Origin of the sequence: Clostridiisalibacter paucivorans DSM 22131 (genome assembly GCF_000620125.1) — a bacterium.
In the GTDB taxonomy this organism is placed as follows: domain Bacteria; phylum Bacillota; class Clostridia; order Tissierellales; family Clostridiisalibacteraceae; genus Clostridiisalibacter; species Clostridiisalibacter paucivorans.
The window spans coordinates 75,846-94,234 of record NZ_JHVL01000008.1; the positions used below are offsets into that span (position 1 = coordinate 75,846).

Annotated in this window: 20 protein-coding genes; 18 read left to right on the forward strand and 2 right to left on the reverse strand. The window is 31.6% G+C overall.

The features are described 5' to 3' along the window. Positions 1-27: 27 nt before the first annotated feature. Positions 28-870, reverse strand: a complete 843-nt coding sequence (locus tag Q326_RS0105275; protein ID WP_026894416.1) for a hypothetical protein — start codon at positions 868-870, stop codon at positions 28-30. A 162-nt stretch (positions 871-1,032) separates the two neighbouring features. Between Q326_RS0105275 and Q326_RS0105280 the strand changes: the two genes are divergently transcribed. The 11 genes from Q326_RS0105280 (at position 1,033) to Q326_RS0105330 (ending at position 11,392) form a co-directional block, all read left to right on the forward strand. Next, positions 1,033-1,965 carry a metal ABC transporter substrate-binding protein gene (locus tag Q326_RS0105280; protein ID WP_051531188.1) on the forward strand — a complete coding sequence of 311 codons (933 nt, stop codon included), beginning with the start codon at positions 1,033-1,035 and terminating at the stop codon, positions 1,963-1,965. A gap of 3 nt (positions 1,966-1,968) precedes the next feature. Then, positions 1,969-2,700: a metal ABC transporter ATP-binding protein gene (locus Q326_RS16785; RefSeq protein WP_034601208.1), complete on the forward strand. Its 732-nt coding sequence runs from the start codon at positions 1,969-1,971 to the stop codon at positions 2,698-2,700. Between the two features lie 45 nt (positions 2,701-2,745). Further along, entirely contained in the window at positions 2,746-3,555 is an 810-nt protein-coding gene (locus tag Q326_RS0105290; RefSeq protein ID WP_026894418.1) for a metal ABC transporter permease, read from the forward strand. Between the two features lie 70 nt (positions 3,556-3,625). Then, entirely contained in the window at positions 3,626-4,057 is a 432-nt protein-coding gene (locus Q326_RS0105295; RefSeq protein ID WP_026894419.1) for a Fur family transcriptional regulator, read from the forward strand. 65 nt (positions 4,058-4,122) lie between these two features. Beyond that, entirely contained in the window at positions 4,123-4,656 is a 534-nt protein-coding gene (locus Q326_RS0105300) for a cob(I)yrinic acid a,c-diamide adenosyltransferase (protein ID WP_026894420.1), read from the forward strand. 191 nt (positions 4,657-4,847) lie between these two features. Beyond that, a complete protein-coding gene (locus Q326_RS0105305) occupies positions 4,848-5,987 on the forward strand; it encodes a SpoIIE family protein phosphatase (protein WP_026894421.1) in 1,140 nt (379 codons plus the stop codon). Positions 5,988-5,990: 3 nt separating this feature from the next. After that, positions 5,991-6,803: an ATP-grasp domain-containing protein gene (locus Q326_RS0105310; protein ID WP_026894422.1), complete on the forward strand. Its 813-nt coding sequence runs from the start codon at positions 5,991-5,993 to the stop codon at positions 6,801-6,803. A 207-nt stretch (positions 6,804-7,010) separates the two neighbouring features. After that, positions 7,011-9,359, forward strand: a complete 2,349-nt coding sequence (locus Q326_RS17885) for an EAL domain-containing protein (RefSeq protein ID WP_051531190.1) — start codon at positions 7,011-7,013, stop codon at positions 9,357-9,359. 133 nt (positions 9,360-9,492) lie between these two features. Continuing rightward, entirely contained in the window at positions 9,493-10,371 is an 879-nt protein-coding gene (locus tag Q326_RS0105320) for an NAD(P)/FAD-dependent oxidoreductase (protein ID WP_026894423.1), read from the forward strand. A gap of 73 nt (positions 10,372-10,444) precedes the next feature. Beyond that, the gene (locus Q326_RS0105325; RefSeq protein ID WP_026894424.1) at positions 10,445-10,675 is read left to right on the forward strand and encodes a glutaredoxin domain-containing protein; all 231 of its coding nucleotides are present in this window, start codon (positions 10,445-10,447) and stop codon (positions 10,673-10,675) included. A gap of 129 nt (positions 10,676-10,804) precedes the next feature. Next, positions 10,805-11,392, forward strand: coding sequence for a 5' nucleotidase, NT5C type (locus Q326_RS0105330; protein ID WP_026894425.1), 588 nt, complete (start codon positions 10,805-10,807; stop codon positions 11,390-11,392). 55 nt (positions 11,393-11,447) lie between these two features. Here Q326_RS0105330 and Q326_RS17890 read toward each other — a convergent pair whose 3' ends face one another. Further along, entirely contained in the window at positions 11,448-11,816 is a 369-nt protein-coding gene (locus Q326_RS17890) for a helix-turn-helix transcriptional regulator (protein ID WP_051531192.1), read from the reverse strand. Between the two features lie 243 nt (positions 11,817-12,059). Here Q326_RS17890 and Q326_RS0105340 point away from each other — a divergent pair, with 243 nt between their 5' ends. From Q326_RS0105340 to Q326_RS0105370, 7 genes are all read left to right on the forward strand, one after another. Beyond that, positions 12,060-12,251 (forward strand): helix-turn-helix domain-containing protein, encoded by a 192-nt coding sequence (locus tag Q326_RS0105340; RefSeq protein ID WP_026894426.1) that lies wholly within the window; start codon positions 12,060-12,062, stop codon positions 12,249-12,251. A gap of 469 nt (positions 12,252-12,720) precedes the next feature. Then, complete coding sequence (locus tag Q326_RS0105345; protein ID WP_026894427.1) at positions 12,721-13,500, forward strand: short-chain-enoyl-CoA hydratase; 780 nt, start codon at positions 12,721-12,723, stop codon at positions 13,498-13,500. Positions 13,501-13,679: 179 nt separating this feature from the next. Continuing rightward, a complete protein-coding gene (locus Q326_RS0105350) occupies positions 13,680-14,525 on the forward strand; it encodes a 3-hydroxybutyryl-CoA dehydrogenase (RefSeq protein WP_026894428.1) in 846 nt (281 codons plus the stop codon). A gap of 32 nt (positions 14,526-14,557) precedes the next feature. Beyond that, positions 14,558-15,211 (forward strand): acetate CoA-transferase subunit alpha, encoded by a 654-nt coding sequence (gene atoD, locus Q326_RS0105355; RefSeq protein WP_026894429.1) that lies wholly within the window; start codon positions 14,558-14,560, stop codon positions 15,209-15,211. Beyond that, complete coding sequence (locus Q326_RS0105360; protein WP_026894430.1) at positions 15,211-15,861, forward strand: 3-oxoacid CoA-transferase subunit B; 651 nt, start codon at positions 15,211-15,213, stop codon at positions 15,859-15,861. The genes atoD and Q326_RS0105360 overlap by 1 nt, the downstream gene beginning before the upstream one ends. A 106-nt stretch (positions 15,862-15,967) precedes the next feature. Then, positions 15,968-17,317: a short-chain fatty acid transporter gene (locus Q326_RS0105365; protein ID WP_026894431.1), complete on the forward strand. Its 1,350-nt coding sequence runs from the start codon at positions 15,968-15,970 to the stop codon at positions 17,315-17,317. A gap of 160 nt (positions 17,318-17,477) precedes the next feature. Then, positions 17,478-18,389: acetyl-CoA C-acetyltransferase (locus Q326_RS0105370; RefSeq protein WP_250160309.1), on the forward strand; the 912-nt coding region annotated here is incomplete at its 3' end.

Consider the following 18,389-nt stretch of genomic DNA (forward strand, 5'->3'; position numbering starts at 1 on the left):
TATCAAAATAGTTTTTTCAATCAATAATTAATAGATAACTGTCTTTTCTAATATTTCTTCGTCCCATTTGTTTAATACTTCCATAGAAGACATCATACCATAAAGAATTACAGTGATATTATATTCATCAAAATATTTTATGTATACCCTTCCATACAAATCAATCACTGGAAAGTTGTTGATATCATTGTCTAAATGAGGAGGTCTGCCATATTGTATATACCCTCTCTTGTGGGATTTAAATCTATGTATAGGGCTATTGGTCTTGATCTTGGCATCTACCTTGGTCCAATTAGTATGACCTAGATATTCAATATTTTTATTGATATCAGTTATATCAAAATTGAATGAGGATTTTGTTGAGTCAAGTCCTAGAGAGGCGAGAACCAAATTTTTTTGATCATATGTGACCAGTTTAGATATCTCGTCAATATTCAATGTATTATTTTTATTGTAACCGAACATATTTATGGGATTTTCATTATCTCTTATTATATATGCACCATAAAAACTACTGTAATATGGAGAATTTGAATCATAATAAGAAGACATACCAGATTTATGATTAAATGCACCGAAATTGTATAGGATAGTTATGGATAGGTTCTTATTTATGTGTTTAGAAAATCCTTTATCATTATTAAAATATATCATAAAGGGATACCAGTCCCTTTCTTTTGTAGAAAGGCCACCAGGGATATGTATATTGAAGTCTATTTTATTTATTAAACTATCACATTTATGTATAAAGCTATAGGGGAACATTATAGCATAGCTTTTCAAAGGATAATATAAGTTATAGTTTATAATTAAAAAAGATATAATTAAAATTGATATTAGAATCAAATTCCTTTTTTTATTAATAGTCATTAAAAATAACCTCTCTTTTAAAGCTAAAAACTTAATTATTTAGTTGCTTTTCTTAAATTATATCCCAAAATAAAAAAATAATGAATAAAGCATAGTAAATTGTGGTAATATAATATTATGATGCAAATAACAATCAGTTGCATTTACATGAGGAGGAAAATTATGAAGAAAAAAAAGATATTAACGATAGGCTCTGTATTTTTAATATTAATATTGACAATAACAGGATGTGCAAAAGAAGTAGACAACAAGTCTCAAGAAGATGGCAAGATAGAAGTTTATGCCAGTATATACCCCCTATACGATTTTGTAACTAAAATAGGGGGAGAGAGGGTCAATGTAAATCTTATAGTGCCCCCAGGGGCAGAACCCCATGATTGGGAACCAACAGCTAAACTATTAGTAAGGATGAAGGAGTCAGATATCATCATATATAATGGTGGTGGTATGGAATCTTGGATTGAAAGGGTAAAAGGAGCTATAGATGATGAACAGATACATTTTATAAATTCATCAAAAGGTATAGACTTATTGATGGATAGTGGAGAACATCATGAAGGTGATAATCATGGCAAATACGATCCCCATATATGGTTGGACCCTATTAATGCTATAAAACAAGGAGAGAATATCAAGAATGCATTGATAAAAATTGATGGAACTAATAAGTCATATTATGATGAAAATTATCAGAAATTTGTAACTGATATGAAAGAGCTAGACAGTCAATATAGAGAAGCTATATCCAATAGTCCTAGAAAAGAGCTAGTAGTATCCCATGCGGCCTTTGGATATTTAGCAAATAGATATGAACTAGTTCAAATCCCAATTAAGGGTATAACTCCACAGGAGGAGCCTACTCCATCTAAAATGGCTGAAATATCAGATATGATTAAAGAAAAAGGCATCAAATATATCTTCTTAGAGTCTTTATCAAATGATAGAATATCTAAGGTTTTGGCTGAAGATACAGGTGTAGAGGTTATGACTTTGGATACATTGGGAGGACTATCTCCTGAACAAATGGAATCGTCAGATTATATATCTGTAATGGAACAGAACTTAGAAAAAATAATAAAGGCATTGGGAGAATAAAATATGAAAGATGTAATAAATATAGAAAATTTAAGCTTTAAATATGAAAATAATCAAGTACTAAATAATGTAAATATAGATATAAAAGAAGGTGATTACTTAGGCATTGTTGGGCCTAATGGATGTGGAAAGAGTACATTGATAAAGCTCATGTTAAACCTTCTTAGTCCACAGAAAGGTAATATAAAAATTTTAGGACAAGATTTAAAGAAGTTTAATAGATGGAATAAAATAGGATATGTGTCTCAAAAGGCAAATAGCTTTAATGGTAGTTTTCCTGCCACTGTTTATGAGGTAGTAGCTGCTAATTTATATGCCACGGTGAGTCCTTTTAAACATATGAAATCCAATAAAAATATAGAAGTAGATAAATATTTAGATATAGTGGGAGCAAAGGAATATAAGCATAAACTTATAGGGAATTTATCTGGAGGACAACAGCAGCGAGTTTTTATAGCAAGGGCATTGGTTACTAATCCAGAGATTATAATACTTGATGAACCCACTGTAGGTGTAGATATTGAATCACAGACTAAATTTTATGATTTACTGGATGTATTAAACAAAAATATGAATATAACTATAATTATAGTAACCCATGATATAGGTATAATAGCCAAGAGAGCAAAAAAGATAGTTTACTTTGAAAATAAAGAAGTAAACGTAAAAGAAAATATTTCTAAAGAGAATATGATAGAAATTATAAATAAGATGTACGGGAAAAGTAATTTTTAGCTCTGAATATATAGGGATCTAATGGTCAAGAAAAGGAGAATGACAATGGAATGGTTACAACATGAATTTATGCAGAGGGCATTATTATCAGGTATCATGATTGGGATCCTTTGTCCCACCATCGGCATATTTGTAGTATTGAGAAGGATGTCCCTTATAGGAGATAGTCTGTCCCATGTGGCATTGTCGGGAGTTGCAATTGGTATAATAACAGGGGCTTCTCCTACAGTTATGGCATTATTGGTGTCAGCAATAGCAGCCCTAGGAATAGAGGGATTAAGAAAAAAATATGAAAAGTATGCAGAACTTTCCATAGCCATAATATTATCTACAGGATTAGGGTTAGCAGTAGTACTGATAAGTTTGGCTAAATCCATAAACATAGATATCTTTGGCTATTTATTTGGCAATATAACCACGGTACTACCCAATGACTTAAGATTAATAGTCTTATTGGGGATAGCCATAATATTATTTATAATGATAACTTATAGACAGTTATTTTATATAGCATTTGATGAAGTTGGAGCTAAAGTTTCAGGAGTACCTGTAAGACATCTCAACTTAATATTTATGATAGTGGTGGCTGTAACAATAACATTATCTATGAGGGTGGTGGGGGTATTATTAGTTTCATCCCTTATGGTAATACCTGTAGCTACCAGTATACAAATAGCCAAAAGTTTTAAAAAAGCTATGATTTTAGCAGTAATATTTGCACAGATTTCAGTGATATCAGGCATAATAATATCCTATTATCTGGAATTGGCATCAGGAGGAACCATAGTATTGGTATCGGTGCTTTTATTGTTGATAGTATTGGGAAGCAAAAAGTTAGAAAGATGGAAAGCTTGAAAAAATTAATAATACAGAGTTTGCTTACTAGAGTTTATAGACTATGAACTAAAAAACTGGAGTGATAATATTGATTGGATTTAAAGATTTGGAACAAAAGCTTAAAGACAACGGATATAAAACAACTAAACAGAGAAGGGCCATATTACAAGTATTATATGAAAATGTACAGAGATTTATATCAGCAGAAGATATATACAATAAAACTAAAGAAAAATTTAACACTACTAATTTTTCTACTGTATATAGAAACTTGGAGATATTGGAGAGATTAGGGATAATACACAAGACAAATATAGAGGATGGGATATCTGTATATGAGTTGATATGTCATCGAGAACATCATCACCATATTATATGTAAAAAATGCGGAAAGACAGAAATAATAGACTTTTGTCCCTTTGAAAATATAGAACATATATTGGATGATAAAGGATTTGAGGCCACTGAGCATAAATTTGAAGTATATGGGTACTGTAGTAAATGTAAGAGTGATGTTTAATTATCTGGATACAAGGGTATAAGGTTTATGACGGGCATTAAAAATATAGTAGGGGGTAGAGGAATATGATTATTTACACAAAAACTGGAGATAAAGGGGAAACTAGTCTTTATGATAATAAAAGGGTATCTAAAGACAGTGCTAGAGTAGAAAGTTATGGTACTATAGATGAATTAAATTCTGCCATAGGATTGGCAAAGAACTTTATAGAGGACAAAGAAGTATATGATTTTTTGAATTCTGTTCAGAGAAAATTATTTGATGTTGCAGCCCAGTTGGCCACAGAAGATGAGACTAAGCTTAAAGTTAAAATAGTAGAAGAAGATGTGGAAAAATTAGAAAAATATATAGACAAGTTATTAGAAAAATTTAAAAAACCAGATCACTTTATAATACCAGGATGTGGAAAGGCATCAGGTTTTCTACATTTAGCTAGAACTATATGTAGGAGGGCCGAAAGAAGAATAATAACTTTATCTAAAATAGCAAGGATAGATCCCATGGTTATAAAATATGTAAATAGATTATCCGATGTACTATATACTGTGGCTAGATATGTAGAAGAGTGTTATGAAGAAGTAGTTTTTGATAAAAAATAGATATAGAGAAAACAACATATGAATAAAGGAAAGCTCTAAAATCCATGAGATTTAGGGCTTTTTTTGTTTATATGTTAAATTAAAGTTTAAAACATACAAAAATATGTAAAAAAATATTATGCTGTGATATAATACTATAAAAAAGAGTATATAAATGCCCGTATCTCTTTATATAGAATAAGGGGGAAAATATGCTAAAAGACATTATTATTTCTTCAAAGAATAATCTAAAAGTTCACAAGAGGCTAGCATATGATATATTGGATGGAATGGCTGACTGGGTTAGAGTAATCGACAAAAATTCAGTCGTAATATATGCCAATAAGCCTATGATTCAAGAGCTTGGGATAGAAGTAATAGGACAGAAATGTTTTAAATGCTTAGGGAAGGATAAGCCCTGTGATAGATGTATAACAGAAACTACCATGAGTACAGGTGTAATAAGTGAAAAAGAAGAGATTGTAGGAGATAAAATATATTCAGTAAAGAGTTCACCAGTTAAAGATTTAGATGGAAATATATATGCTGCTGTAGAAGTTTTTAGAGATGTTACTAGAGAAAGGAAATTAGAATCTGAGGTGTTAAAGAAGAATAAAAAGATGAGAAAGGACCTTGAATTTTCCAGAAGATTACAAAAAAAGATACTTCCTGAGAGGGGAAACTATGGTTCAGTATATATAGATTATATGTATAAACCATCAGAGGCCTTAAGTGGAGACATTTTTGATGTGTTCAATATAGATGAAAGATATACAGGTATATATATTAGTGATGTAATGGGCCATGGAGTAACGGCATCCATGATGACCATGTTTATAAGGCAGTCTATGAGAGCTATAAAGGATAAAATTATCAAACCTGAAATGGCTCTGAAAAAGTTACACAAGATGTTTTTGAATCTCAAATTAGATGATGACCAATATTTCACAATATTTTATGGAATAATAGATAAAAAAAATAAACAATTTGTATATGTAAATGGAGGACATAATTCCATTCCATTACTAATAAGAGAAGATAATATAATTCCTTTAGAATTAAGAGGTTATCCTATTACCTATCTTTTTGATAATATAGATTATGTGTCAAAGACTATTGATATAGATAAAGATGATAAGATACTTTTTTATACTGATGGAATAATAGAAGCTAAGAATCCTAAAGGAGAAGTATTTGGGTTTGAAAGACTATTGAAAATAGTAAAGAATAATTTTAAATATGACATAATAAGTTCTATAGAAGAAGGACTATCAAATTTTAATTATAATATGAGAGAGGATGATTTAGCCATAGTAAAGGCTAGAATATTAGACTTAGATGAAAGAAGGTAAGAAATGAATATTATAACTTTTGATCCTTTTAGGACTATAGGTATAAATGGTGTTAAATATATAAAACCAGAGAATGTGTTTGCAAATATAGAAGATATAAAAGAGGCAGATTATATTTTATTCCCCCAATACTGGCAAGTAAACTTTTTAGTTTATGGATTGAATAAAAAAATATTTCCAAATATAAATACTTTTCATTTGGGTCATAACAAGATAGAGATGACTAGGGCTCTTTTGGCAACATTTCCAGAACATGTCCCATATACTATAATTAGTGGGAAAACTGGTGATAGTGTAAATAAATTGGAAGAAGATATGGGATATCCATGTGTGGCTAAAGAAGTAAAAAACTCCATGGGACAGGGCGTTTTTTTGATAAATAATAGAAAAGAATTAAAGACATATGTTAACAATAATGACACTTTATATATACAAGAAAAATTGCCAATAGATAGAGATTTAAGAGTTGTATATGTGGGTAATAAAGTTATTGGGGCTTACTGGAGAATAGGAAGAGAAGGTGTATTTCATAATAATATAGCTAAGGGTGCTACATTTTCCTTTGAGGATATACCTGAAGAAGCAATAAAATTAGTTGATGATGTGGCAAATAAACTGGGCATAAATCATGCAGGGTTTGATGTGGTGAAAGTAGAAAATAAATACTATATCCTTGAATTTAACGTGTTATTTGGAAATGAAGGATTAAAACAATTGGATATCTCTGTATCCGATATAATATATAAATATATTATGTCAGACTTTGACCCTAATAACCCCAGATTTCCAGGATTTCCACGAAAACTTGTATCATAGATTGATAATTATCTTATTTAAAATAGGGCTTTATAGGAATAATTATCCACAAAAGAATAAAATATCGGTTTTATTTATATAATATGGAAAATTAAGAAGGAATTTATGCTTTTAAGTCGAATATAACTTTAGATAAATAATATATTATATGGATGTAGTAATGGACAAATATTTATCAAGTTATATAACATAATGGAGTGTCTAAAAATGTCGCATACTAGGATAAAAAGCATAAAAACTAAAATAATTATATTGGCATTAATTATAACGACTATGGTAACTTTAACTATGATAGTCATATCAAATATGTTATCTGTAAGTAATCTGAATTCTTTAATAAATGAAAATTGGCAAAGGAATATAAAAGGATATTCAGATACTATTGGCAATTGGATTCAAGAAAGAAAGACGGAAATGAATGTATACTCAAATATTCCAATCATGAAAACTATGGATTGGAGAGATATATATCCTTATTTGAAGAGAGAGACAGATGAAAATAAGAGTGTATACAATTTTTTATTTATAGCAGATAAAAATGGAAAATATCATACTGTCACAGAAGGTTTGTCAGGAAGTATATTTGGTAGGGAATATTTTAAAAAAATTATGGAGGGCAGTACTGTAGTTTCAGAACCATTGATATCTAAAACAGGTAATCAACGGGTAATAGTGGTTGCATCACCTATAAAGGATAATAATGACGAAATTATAGGATTAGTTGGAGGAACTATAAATTTAATAAGGTTATACGATTTTATAGAGAGGTTCAATACTAATAATCCCTCTTTTGAATTTTTTATAATAAATAAAGAAGGGTTTATGATAACCCATAAAGATAAATCCATGATTATGACTACCAATATCAATGAACAATCGTTGGGAGTAGAAACTAATAATGAGTTTACAGATATTTTAGTTAATAAAGAGGGTGTAATCGGAAGGAATTCTAAAGAAACTGATAAAATTTATTATTTTTCAGAGATACCAAATACAGATGGATGGAAAGTGATAGCCAAGATACCTAAATCTTATTTTATGAGTCCTGTAAATAAAGCAAGTAGAAAACTCATTTTTATAGGTTTCATAGGTATAGTCATAGGAGTAGTTCTGGCATTTATTTTATCTAGAAAGATATCAAGACCTATAGAGAATTTAAAAAAGGTGTTTGATAAGGCATCAGAAGGAGATTTGACCGCTAGAGCCAATATAGAAACCAATGACGAGATAGGCCAGGCCAGTAAAGGATTCAATAAGATGATGGATACTATTGAGTATATGACCTATAATGACGAGCTTACAGGTATGTATAATATGAATTTTCTTATAAAAAGGTTGTCCCATATAATAAGTAATAATACAATAAATGATAGTCAATTGGCTGTGATAGTTATAGGGCTAGATAAATTTAAACAAGTCAATGATACCTTGGGACATAATATAGGAGATAAGCTATTAAAAAGGGTGTCATCACAATTAAATAAAATAATAAAAGATGAATATGATATATGTAGAATAGGTGGCGATGAATTTGCAATAATATTACACAATATAGAAAATGAGCAATATGTGTCATCGTTGGCTGATAAAATATTAAATAAGATAAATATACCATGGATTATAAATAAATATAATCTGTATATAACAGCCAGTATAGGTATAGCATTTTACTCTGAAGGTGAAGAGGATGCAAATGTGATTCTTAAAAATGCTAATATGGCTATGCATAAGGCAAAGGAAAAGGGCGGCGGCAGATTAGAATTTTATGTAGAATCTATGGATAAAGAATTGATAGAACAAATGAATTTAGAAAATAATATGAGAAATGGCTTGAAAAACAATGAATTTTTCCTAAGATATCAACCCATTATAGATATAAATACAAAACGGATTGTTGGAATGGAGGCATTGGTCAGGTGGAAACATCCTTCCAGAGGCATAGTATCTCCGGCAGAGTTTATACCTTTGGCGGAAGAAAATGGATTTATAGTAGAGTTGGGTAACTGGATACTGACTGAGGCTTGTATGAGAAATAAAGAGCTTCAAGATGAAGGATATGACCCCATATACGTTTCAGTAAATATTTCCCCAGTACAAATGCAAGAACCCAATTTTGTAAATACTGTTTTTTCAATAATAGAAGAAACTAAATTAGATCCAAAATATTTAGAACTAGAGATAACAGAGAGTGTATTTATAGGGAATTTGGATTATACTATTGAGGTGTTAAACAAATTAAAAGAAATGGGGATTAGCATTGCATTAGATGATTTTGGAACAGGATATTCTTCATTGAGTTATCTTCACAAATTGCCTTTTGATACCATGAAAATAGATCAATCATTTGTGAAAGACTTGGATAACGATAAAAGCGACAAGACAATAGTTTCTACCATAATAGATATAGGTGAAAATTTAAATATATCAGTAACGGCAGAGGGGGTAGAGACTATAAAGCAACTTAAATTTTTAAAAGATCAGCGATGTTATAGCATACAGGGGTATTATTTTAGTCCACCTGTATCCAATGATGAATTTAAAAGATTGATGAAATAGGTACTAAGTAATTGGGGTACTATAGTATTATATTAAAAAATCTAGAATTTTTAATATAATACTAATTTTTTGTTCACAATATACCTATATGGGGTATAATATAAATTAGTATTATATATTAGGAGGGAAAAATATGTATGATGTAATAATAATAGGAAAGGGTCCAGCTGGTTTATCATCATCAATATATACTGGAAGAGGAAATCTAAAAACACTGATAATAGGGAAGGATAGTGAAGCCCTTGAAAAGGCGTATATATCTAATTTTTGTTGTGCTGAGGAACAAACGGGAAAAGAGCTAATACACAAAGGTATAAAACAGGCATTGGATGTAGGTGTAGATATAGTGGAAGAGGAAGTATTGGATATTAAAAAAGAAAGTGAATTTGTAATAACTACAGATACTAAAGAATACAAATCAAAATCTGTTATTATAGCTACGGGAAAGCCTAAAATAAAAATAGATATCCCTGGAATCAATAAATATGAAGCAAAGGGAGTGCATTATTGTGTAGCCTGTGATGGCTTTTTTTATAAGGATACAAAGGTTGGTGTAATTGGGTACAATGATTATGCATATCATGAAATACTGGAGTTAGAATCCATAACTAAAGATATAACTTTATTTACTAATGGTAAAGACATAGAAATGAAAAAAGAAAATTTAGATGAGTTAAAATCTAAAGATATTAACATAAATAAAAAGAGGATAGGGGTATTAGAAGGAAACGATTATCTAGAAAAAATATCATTTGAAGATGGATCAGAAGAGGAAATAGATGGTATTTTTGTGGCATATGGCACAGCTTCTTCCGTGGATTTTGCAAGAAAATTAGGAATAACTATTGATAATCAAAATATATTGGTAGATGATAACCAACAGACCAATATACCAGGTATTTTTGCTGCAGGAGATTGTACAGGAGGTATTACACAAGTGGCTACAGCAGTAGGTCAGGGCTCCACAGCAGGCATAAGAACAAAAACATATTTACAGAAATTAAAAAAATAATAAAAAAATATTGATTTAACATACCCCTGTAGGGTATAATAAATATAAGAAAATTAATAAAGGAGAGGATCAAATGAATGTATCAGTATATTCAACCCCAACATGTCCATGGTGTGATAAGGCTAAATCATATCTTAATCAAAATAATATAGACTATACTAATTATAATGTAGCAGAGGATAGAAATGCAGCAATGGATATGATAAGAAAGTCTGGTCAAAGAGGAGTGCCTGTATTAGACATTAATGGAAAGATAATTATAGGGTTTGACAAGCCAGCTATAGATAGTGCATTGGGATTATAATAATAAAAGGTCTGATGGGGCAACTCACAGACCTTTTGTTAGTTTTACCAGAAATTAATATCACTATAATATTGACTTAACAAATTTAATATATCATTTAAAGTGAAAACATAGAAGGAGGCGATAGGAGTGAATAAATTAAATATATGCGTAGATATTGATGGAACTATAACAGCACCATATACATGGGTAGAAGATGCTAATAAGTACTTCAAAACAAAAATAACTGAAAAAGATGTAACAAAATATGAGATACATGAGGTATTGGGAGTATCTAGGGAGTCATATTTAGAGTTTTATCAGAGGCATGGGGAAAAATTGCATCTCGAAGCTAGTCCTAGAATATATGCTAAATATGGGTTAGATACAATCAATATAATGCATAATTTATATTATGTGACAGCTAGGCAAAAAAATATGGAGAATGTTACAAGAAAATGGTTTATAAAAGAAAATTTGCCCAAAGGAGAATTATTCTTATTAGGTAGTCATTATAAAGTAGAGAAGGCAAAAGAATTAAATTGTGATATCTTTATAGAAGACAGATATGAAAATGCTATACAATTAGCTACAGCTGGATTTGAAGTGCTTTTGATGGACTGTAGATACAATAGAATGCCTGTTATTCCAGGAATAACAAGGGTTTTTAATTGGCAGGAAGTAATTATGGAAATAGATAGATATCAGAAAGAAAAGATAATAAAACAAACAGCATAAAAAAGACCTTTCTTATGAATTTTAGAAAGGTCTTTTTATATTGGGAAAAATTTCCCTATGAGTTTTGACTATTCAAATATTTGAATAAAGTTAAAAAGCAAATCTCGTCTTTATCTTTTTCTGACAATTGATTTAAAAAATATGTAATAGACTTGTCCATATTATTTGATTTACAATCTATCCCATTGTCTTTTGACATAAATGCAAAAGATTCATGTTTTGTCATATTGCCAGTAAGAATCCAGTCGGTAGATACATTGAAATATTGACTAACGGATAAAATAGTATCTACAGATGGTTTATACTTGTTCTTTTCAATATCACTTAATGTGCCCTGGGATATACCTACAGACTTTGCAAACTCCCATTGAGTCAATGCCTTCGACTTCCTTAAAAATTTAAATCTACTTCCTATAGAGTTCATCTTGAACACTCCTTTCAATTTGTATATACAACATATATCTAATACCCCAATAAATGATACAATGACCATTAATTAACGTATTTAGATATATTATCATAACTTGACAATATCGGCATACCAATATATTATAGTATGAGGAAGATTTCCACGTATACATAATATATCAAAAACTGTATAAATATGTACAGAAAAATAGGAACAAAGTCTCATTTTCAAAACTTTAAAAGTTAATGGAGGTAATTTATGAATTATTCAAGGAAATTAACTGATTTAGGTGTAGAAGTAAAAAAACAATTGATAGATAAAAATATGTCTCAGAGAGAGTTTTGTAGAAAATATGGTATCCCAGAAAATAGATTCAGTGAAATATTATATGGAGTTAGACCAGGTAAAAAATACAAAAAGATAATCAAAAAGGCATTGGATTTAGATTAATTTATGTTTATTATCATCTCTTAATAATGGAAACAATAACAATAAAACATAAAGTTTTTAAAGGGTCAGATAAAAAAATCTGGCCCTTTAAAAATAAATGATAATAATATGGTCGATATGGGTATATCAAAAATATAGGGTTAAACAAATAAAATTTTTAGACAAACTTATTTTATTGATAAAAAAATATCAAAGAGTGTTTAGGACACAGTACACATGTATTGAAATACGGACACGCACAATAAAGCTCATATATACAAGGATTTGAAGATGATTATCATTCAAAATCAAATAAATAATGTACGAAAACAATACATTATTTCAGGTAACATTTGACAAAAATAATTCAATGAATAGGTATAAACCCAAACTTTGGTAGAAGATTTTTTTGATGGCATATCTTTTGCAATACATATAAGGGAAAGGTTTTAGAATTGTATATTGTATATAATTTAGGAGGGATAAGATTATGAATTATGACAACCTTTTATTAAAAAAGGAAGAAAATGTATGTGTTTTAAGTATCAACAATCCAAAATCGTTAAATGCTCTAAATACAGCGGTTTTGAAGGAATTAGACAAGGCTTTAGACGAAATAGCGGCAGATGATGAAATCTCCGTTATAATTTTAACAGGTGAGGGCAAGGCCTTTGTTGCTGGAGCAGATATAGTTGAAATGAAGGAAAAGAATGCAGAAGAAGGAAGAATTTTTGGAGAATTAGGGGCAAATGTTTTCAGAAAGATTGAATTGATGGAGAAGCCAGTAATAGCAGCTGTAAATGGATTTGCTCTAGGTGGAGGTTGTGAACTTTCTATGTCATGTGATATTAGAATAGCTAGTGAAAAGGCTAAGTTCGGACAACCAGAGGTAGGTCTAGGTATTACGCCTGGATTTGCAGGTACTCAAAGATTGCCTAGATTAGTAGGGCTTGGAAAGGCAAAAGAATTAATATTTACTGCTGATATGGTAGGTGGCAGTGAAGCAGAAAAAATAGGTCTAGTAAATAAAGTTGTTCCTCATGAAGAACTTATGAATGAAGCTATGAATATGGCAAAGAAAATTGCTGCTAAGGGACCAATCGCAGTTAAATATGCAAAGACTGCAATTAACAGAGGAATAGAAACAGATATAGAGACAGGAATGGCAATAGAAAAAGATATATTTGGTCTATGTTTTGCAACTGAAGATCAAAAAGAAGGTATGACTGCATTTGTAGAAAAAAGAAAGCCAGATTTCAAAAATAAATAGGTAATTGTATATATAGTTGGTTTCTCACTTACTATAAATTTTTATAAAAGGTTTCAAAGATTTATTCTCTCACATATATTTTTAAGGTTTTAAGGTTAAGGTTTTAAGGTTAAGATTTAAGGTTAAGGTTTTTTTATATTTACAATTCGAACACCATATTAATGAGGAGGTAGTTAAGTATGAAGGTATGCGTATTAGGTGCAGGAACTATGGGTTCAGGTATTGCTCAAGCATTTGCTCAAAAAGGTCATCAAGTTATACTAAGAGATTTGGACCAAAAGTATATTGATAAGGGATTAGCAGTAATCTCTAAAAATTTAGGAAGATTAGTAAAAAAAGAAAAAATGACAGAAGATCAAAAGAACGATATCTTAGGAAATGTAACCACAACAACAGAATTAAAAGATGCCAAGGATGTAGACTTAGTTGTAGAAGCGGCAGTAGAAAATATGGATATTAAAAAGAAAATATTTGCAGAACTAGACGAAGTATGTAATAAAAAAGCTATATTAGCATCAAATACATCTTCATTATCAATAACAGAAATAGCCAGTGCTACCAATAGACCAGACAAAGTAATAGGAATGCATTTCTTTAATCCAGTACCAGTTATGAAATTGGTAGAAGTAATAAAGGGTATAGCAACATCAGATGAAACAAAGGATACCATAGTAGAATTATCAAAAGATTTAGGAAAGAGTCCAGTAGAAGTAGAAGAGGCTCCAGGATTTGTAGTTAATAGAATACTTATACCAATGATAAATGAAGCAGTGGGTATATTGGCAGATGGAGTAGCTACAGCAGAAGATATAGACACAGCTATGAAATTAGGTGCAAACCATCCAATAGGACCATTGGCGTTGGCAGATCTTATAGGAAATGATGTTAACTTAGCAATAATGGAAGTACTTTATAACGAATTTGGAGATACTAAGTATAGACCTCATCCACTACTAAGAAAGATGGTAAGAGGAGGACTATTAGGTAGAAAGACTGGTAAAGGATTCTACGATTATACTAAATAATTTTTGACGATTCTATTATGGAGGTGTAATACATGGATAAAGTTATTACTATTGACAAAGCCATTGACCATATTAAGGACGGTATGACTATAATGGTTGGTGGATTCCTAGGTTGTGGAAGCCCTCATAGATTAATAGATGCATTGGTAAATAAAGGTGTGAAGGATTTAACTATCATAGCAAATGATACTGCTTATGTTGACTATGGTGTAGGTAAATTGGTAGTCAATAAACAGGTAAAAAAGGTTATAGCTTCCCATATAGGTACCAACAAAGAGACTGGAAGACAGATGAACGAAAAAGAAACAGAAGTGGAGCTTGTACCCCAGGGGACCCTTGCAGAAAGGATTCGTTCAGGCGGGTCAGGACTTGGTGGTTTTCTTACTCCAACAGGTGTTGGAACTATAGTTGAAGAAGGCAAAGAAAAGATGGATATAGATGGTACAACATATATACTTGAATTGCCATTGAAGGCAGATATTGCATTAATTGGAGGTTCCAAAGTAGATAAAAAGGGAAATATATACTACAATAAAGCCACTAAAAACTTTAACCCAGTTATGGCTACGGCAGCAGATGTAGTAATAGTTGAGGCGGAAGAATTAGTGGAGATAGGAGATATAAACCCTAATGATGTAATGACTCCTTCAGTGTATGTTGACTACATAGTAGGGGGTGGAAAATAATGAATGTAAAAGAGCTTATAGCAAGGAGAGTTGCCAAGGAATTAAAGGACGGAGATGTGGTAAACCTAGGTATAGGACTTCCTACTATGGTAGCTAATTATATTCCAGAGGGAATGGATGTGACGTTTCAATCTGAGAATGGATTTGTAGGATTGGGACCAGCACCAGAGGAAGGAAAAGAAGACAAAGATTTAGTAAATGCAGGGGGATTACCAGTAACAATAAAGGCTGGAGGAGCATTTTTTGACAGTGCAGAGTCCTTTGGAATAATAAGAGGAGGACATGTGGACGCCACAGTATTAGGAGCGTTACAGGTAGATGAAAAAGGAAATTTGGCCAACTGGATGATACCAGGAAAGATGGTACCAGGAATGGGAGGAGCCATGGACTTGGTAGTAGGAGCAAAGAAGGTTATAGTGGCGATGACCCATACAGCTAAAGGAAATCCTAAGATATTAAAAGAGTGCAAACTGCCTTTAACAGCTGCTGGACAGGTAGATATGATAATAACAGAAATGGGAGTAATGGAAGTAACAGATAAGGGATTGTTGTTAACAGAGATCGGACCTGAAGTTACAGTGGAAGATATAAAGGCTGCTACAGAGGCGGACATTCTAGTAGCTAAAGACTTAAAGAAGATGGAAGTTTAGTACAATAAAATAAAAGTCTTCACCTATTATTTCTTAAAATAATAGGTGGAGACTAAACATTATTTCCATTTTATAAAAAACATAGTAAAAAAAGGAGGTAGAACAAATGTTTAAAAAATTCACAAAGGGTTGCGTAACTATTGTACAAAAGTATTTACCAGATCCATTCCTATTTGCAGTGATACTTAATTTCATAGTTTTTATACTTGGAATGGTAGTTACAGGGCAGGGACCAAAGGATATGGTACTTCATTGGGGTAACGGATTTTGGAACTTATTAGCATTTTCTATGCAAATGGTATTAGTACTAGTTACAGGTCATGCATTAGCTAATGCACCTATAATCAAAAGATTTTTAGCTAATTTGGCTAAAATAGCCAAAACTCCATCTCAAGCTATATTGGCAGTTACATTTATAAGTATAATAGCTTGTTGGATTAACTGGGGATTTGGCCTAGTAATAGGTGCCCTTTATGCAAGACAGTTAGCTAAGAGGGTAAAAAATGTGGACTATAGATTGCTTATAGCATCGGCTTACTCTGGTTTCGTGGTATGGCATGCTGGTATATCTGGTTCTATACCACTAAAATTAGCTACAGCAGGTGCAGACTTGGCTAAGGCTACTAATAATGCAGTGACTGAACCTGTATCAACATCTCTTACAATATTTTCACCTTTTAACTTGATTATCAGTGGAATTATATTAATTACTATGCCTTTGTTAAATAAGGCAATGCATCCATCGGAAGATGAAGCTATAGCAGTAGATCCTGAACTCTTAGAAGATGAAAATCTTGAACCTAATATAGAAAATCCAACTCCAGCAGATAAGATGGAAAACAGTCCAGTTTTATCAATACTTATAGGTATAATGGGTATAGCATTTGCAGTATTCTATTTTGCCAAAAATGGATTTGCTCTTAACCTCAATATAGTAAACTTCTTATTCTTATTTGCAGGTATAATACTTCATGGAACACCAAAGAGATATATAGGTGCAGTTGCAGAAGCAACTAAAGGTGCATCAGGTATAATTCTTCAATTCCCATTCTATGCAGGGATAATGGGAATGATGGTTGGTGTCAATCCTGAAACAGGATCATCTTTTGCAGGAGTAATATCTGAAGGATTTGTAAACATATCTACACCTACAACATTCCCACTGTTTACATTCTTGAGTGCAGGTATAGTAAACTTCTTCGTACCATCAGGTGGAGGACAATGGGCAGTACAGGCACCAATAATGATGCCTGCAGGAAATGCGTTGGGTGTGTCTACAGCCAAAACAGGTATGTCTATAGCATGGGGAGATGCTTGGACCAATATGATCCAACCTTTCTGGGCGTTACCAGCATTAGGTATAGCAGGATTAGGTGCTAGAGATATAATGGGATTCTGTGTTATCGACTTGATCTATACAGGAATCATAATAGCATTAGGTCTTATGTTTTTATAAAGGCAAAAAAACCCTCTTTACTGCTACAGTAAAGGGGGTTAAAAACAAAGAATTTAGACAGAATACTCATAAAATTGACAAAATTAGCAAAACAACTATTACATAAATTGTGAATATCGTCTTTTAGACGATAATAAATATAATTTAAAAGGAGGTTGTATTGATGAGAGAAGTAGTAATTGCAAGTGCAGCAAGGACACCAATAGGAACATATGGTGGAGCATTTAAAAATGTAGATGCAGTAAAATTAGGTATTGTAGCAGCAAAGGCAGCGATAGAAAGAGCAGGAATAAAGCCAGAGATGATAGAAGAAGTGTTATTTGGGAATGTACTTCAAGCAGGAATAGGACAAAATACAGCAAGACAGGTGACTATAGGGGCAGGATTACCTCAGGAGACACCAGCAATTACAATAAATAAAGTATGTGGTTCAGGACTTAGAACAGTGAGTATGGCAGCCCAATTTATAGCATTGGGAGATGCAGATATAATATTGACTGGAGGAACAGAAAATATGAGCATGGCTCCATATTTGTTGCCCAATGAAAGATGGGGACAGAGAATGGGAGATGGCAAGGTAGTAGACTATATGGTACATGATGGATTGTGGGATATATTCAATGAATATCATATGGGAATAACAGCAGAAAATATAGCAGAGAGATGGAATATAACAAGGGAAGCCCAAGATGAGTTTTCATTGACAAGCCAATTGAGAGCAGAAAAGGCCATAAAAGAAGGCAGATTTAAAGATGAAATAGTACCAGTAGAAGTACCACAGAGAAAGGGAGATCCAATACTAGTAGATACAGATGAGCATCCTAAATTTGGATCAACAATAGAAAAACTAGGAAAATTGAGACCAGCATTTAAAAAGGGTGGAACAGTAACAGCAGGAAATGCATCAGGAATAAATGATGGAGCAGCAGCATTGATAGTAATGTCTAAAGAAAAGGCAGATGAATTGGGCATTAAGCCATTGGCAACAATCAAGGGATATGGTTCAGCAGCATTAGATCCAGCAATAATGGGATATGGACCAGTGCCAGCAACTAGAAAGGCATTGAAAAAA

What these genes read in the sequence shown, in the direction of transcription:
- Q326_RS0105300 (WP_026894420.1), top strand. Translation starts at nt 4,123, where the DNA reads ATGATTATTTACACAAAAACTGGAGATAAAGGGGAAACTAGTCTTTAT.
- Q326_RS0105320 (WP_026894423.1), top strand. Translation starts at nt 9,493, where the DNA reads ATGTATGATGTAATAATAATAGGAAAGGGTCCAGCTGGTTTATCATCA.
- Q326_RS17885 (WP_051531190.1), top strand. Translation starts at nt 7,011, where the DNA reads ATGTCGCATACTAGGATAAAAAGCATAAAAACTAAAATAATTATATTG.
- atoD (WP_026894429.1), top strand. Translation starts at nt 14,558, where the DNA reads ATGGATAAAGTTATTACTATTGACAAAGCCATTGACCATATTAAGGAC.
- Q326_RS0105325 (WP_026894424.1), top strand. Translation starts at nt 10,445, where the DNA reads ATGAATGTATCAGTATATTCAACCCCAACATGTCCATGGTGTGATAAG.
- Q326_RS0105280 (WP_051531188.1), top strand. Translation starts at nt 1,033, where the DNA reads ATGAAGAAAAAAAAGATATTAACGATAGGCTCTGTATTTTTAATATTA.
- Q326_RS0105345 (WP_026894427.1), top strand. Translation starts at nt 12,721, where the DNA reads ATGAATTATGACAACCTTTTATTAAAAAAGGAAGAAAATGTATGTGTT.
- Q326_RS0105305 (WP_026894421.1), top strand. Translation starts at nt 4,848, where the DNA reads ATGCTAAAAGACATTATTATTTCTTCAAAGAATAATCTAAAAGTTCAC.
- Q326_RS0105350 (WP_026894428.1), top strand. Translation starts at nt 13,680, where the DNA reads ATGAAGGTATGCGTATTAGGTGCAGGAACTATGGGTTCAGGTATTGCT.
- Q326_RS0105360 (WP_026894430.1), top strand. Translation starts at nt 15,211, where the DNA reads ATGAATGTAAAAGAGCTTATAGCAAGGAGAGTTGCCAAGGAATTAAAG.
- Q326_RS0105290 (WP_026894418.1), top strand. Translation starts at nt 2,746, where the DNA reads ATGGAATGGTTACAACATGAATTTATGCAGAGGGCATTATTATCAGGT.
- Q326_RS17890 (WP_051531192.1), bottom strand. Translation starts at nt 11,816, where the DNA reads ATGAACTCTATAGGAAGTAGATTTAAATTTTTAAGGAAGTCGAAGGCA.
- Q326_RS0105340 (WP_026894426.1), top strand. Translation starts at nt 12,060, where the DNA reads ATGAATTATTCAAGGAAATTAACTGATTTAGGTGTAGAAGTAAAAAAA.
- Q326_RS0105275 (WP_026894416.1), bottom strand. Translation starts at nt 870, where the DNA reads ATGACTATTAATAAAAAAAGGAATTTGATTCTAATATCAATTTTAATT.
- Q326_RS16785 (WP_034601208.1), top strand. Translation starts at nt 1,969, where the DNA reads ATGAAAGATGTAATAAATATAGAAAATTTAAGCTTTAAATATGAAAAT.
- Q326_RS0105310 (WP_026894422.1), top strand. Translation starts at nt 5,991, where the DNA reads ATGAATATTATAACTTTTGATCCTTTTAGGACTATAGGTATAAATGGT.
- Q326_RS0105365 (WP_026894431.1), top strand. Translation starts at nt 15,968, where the DNA reads ATGTTTAAAAAATTCACAAAGGGTTGCGTAACTATTGTACAAAAGTAT.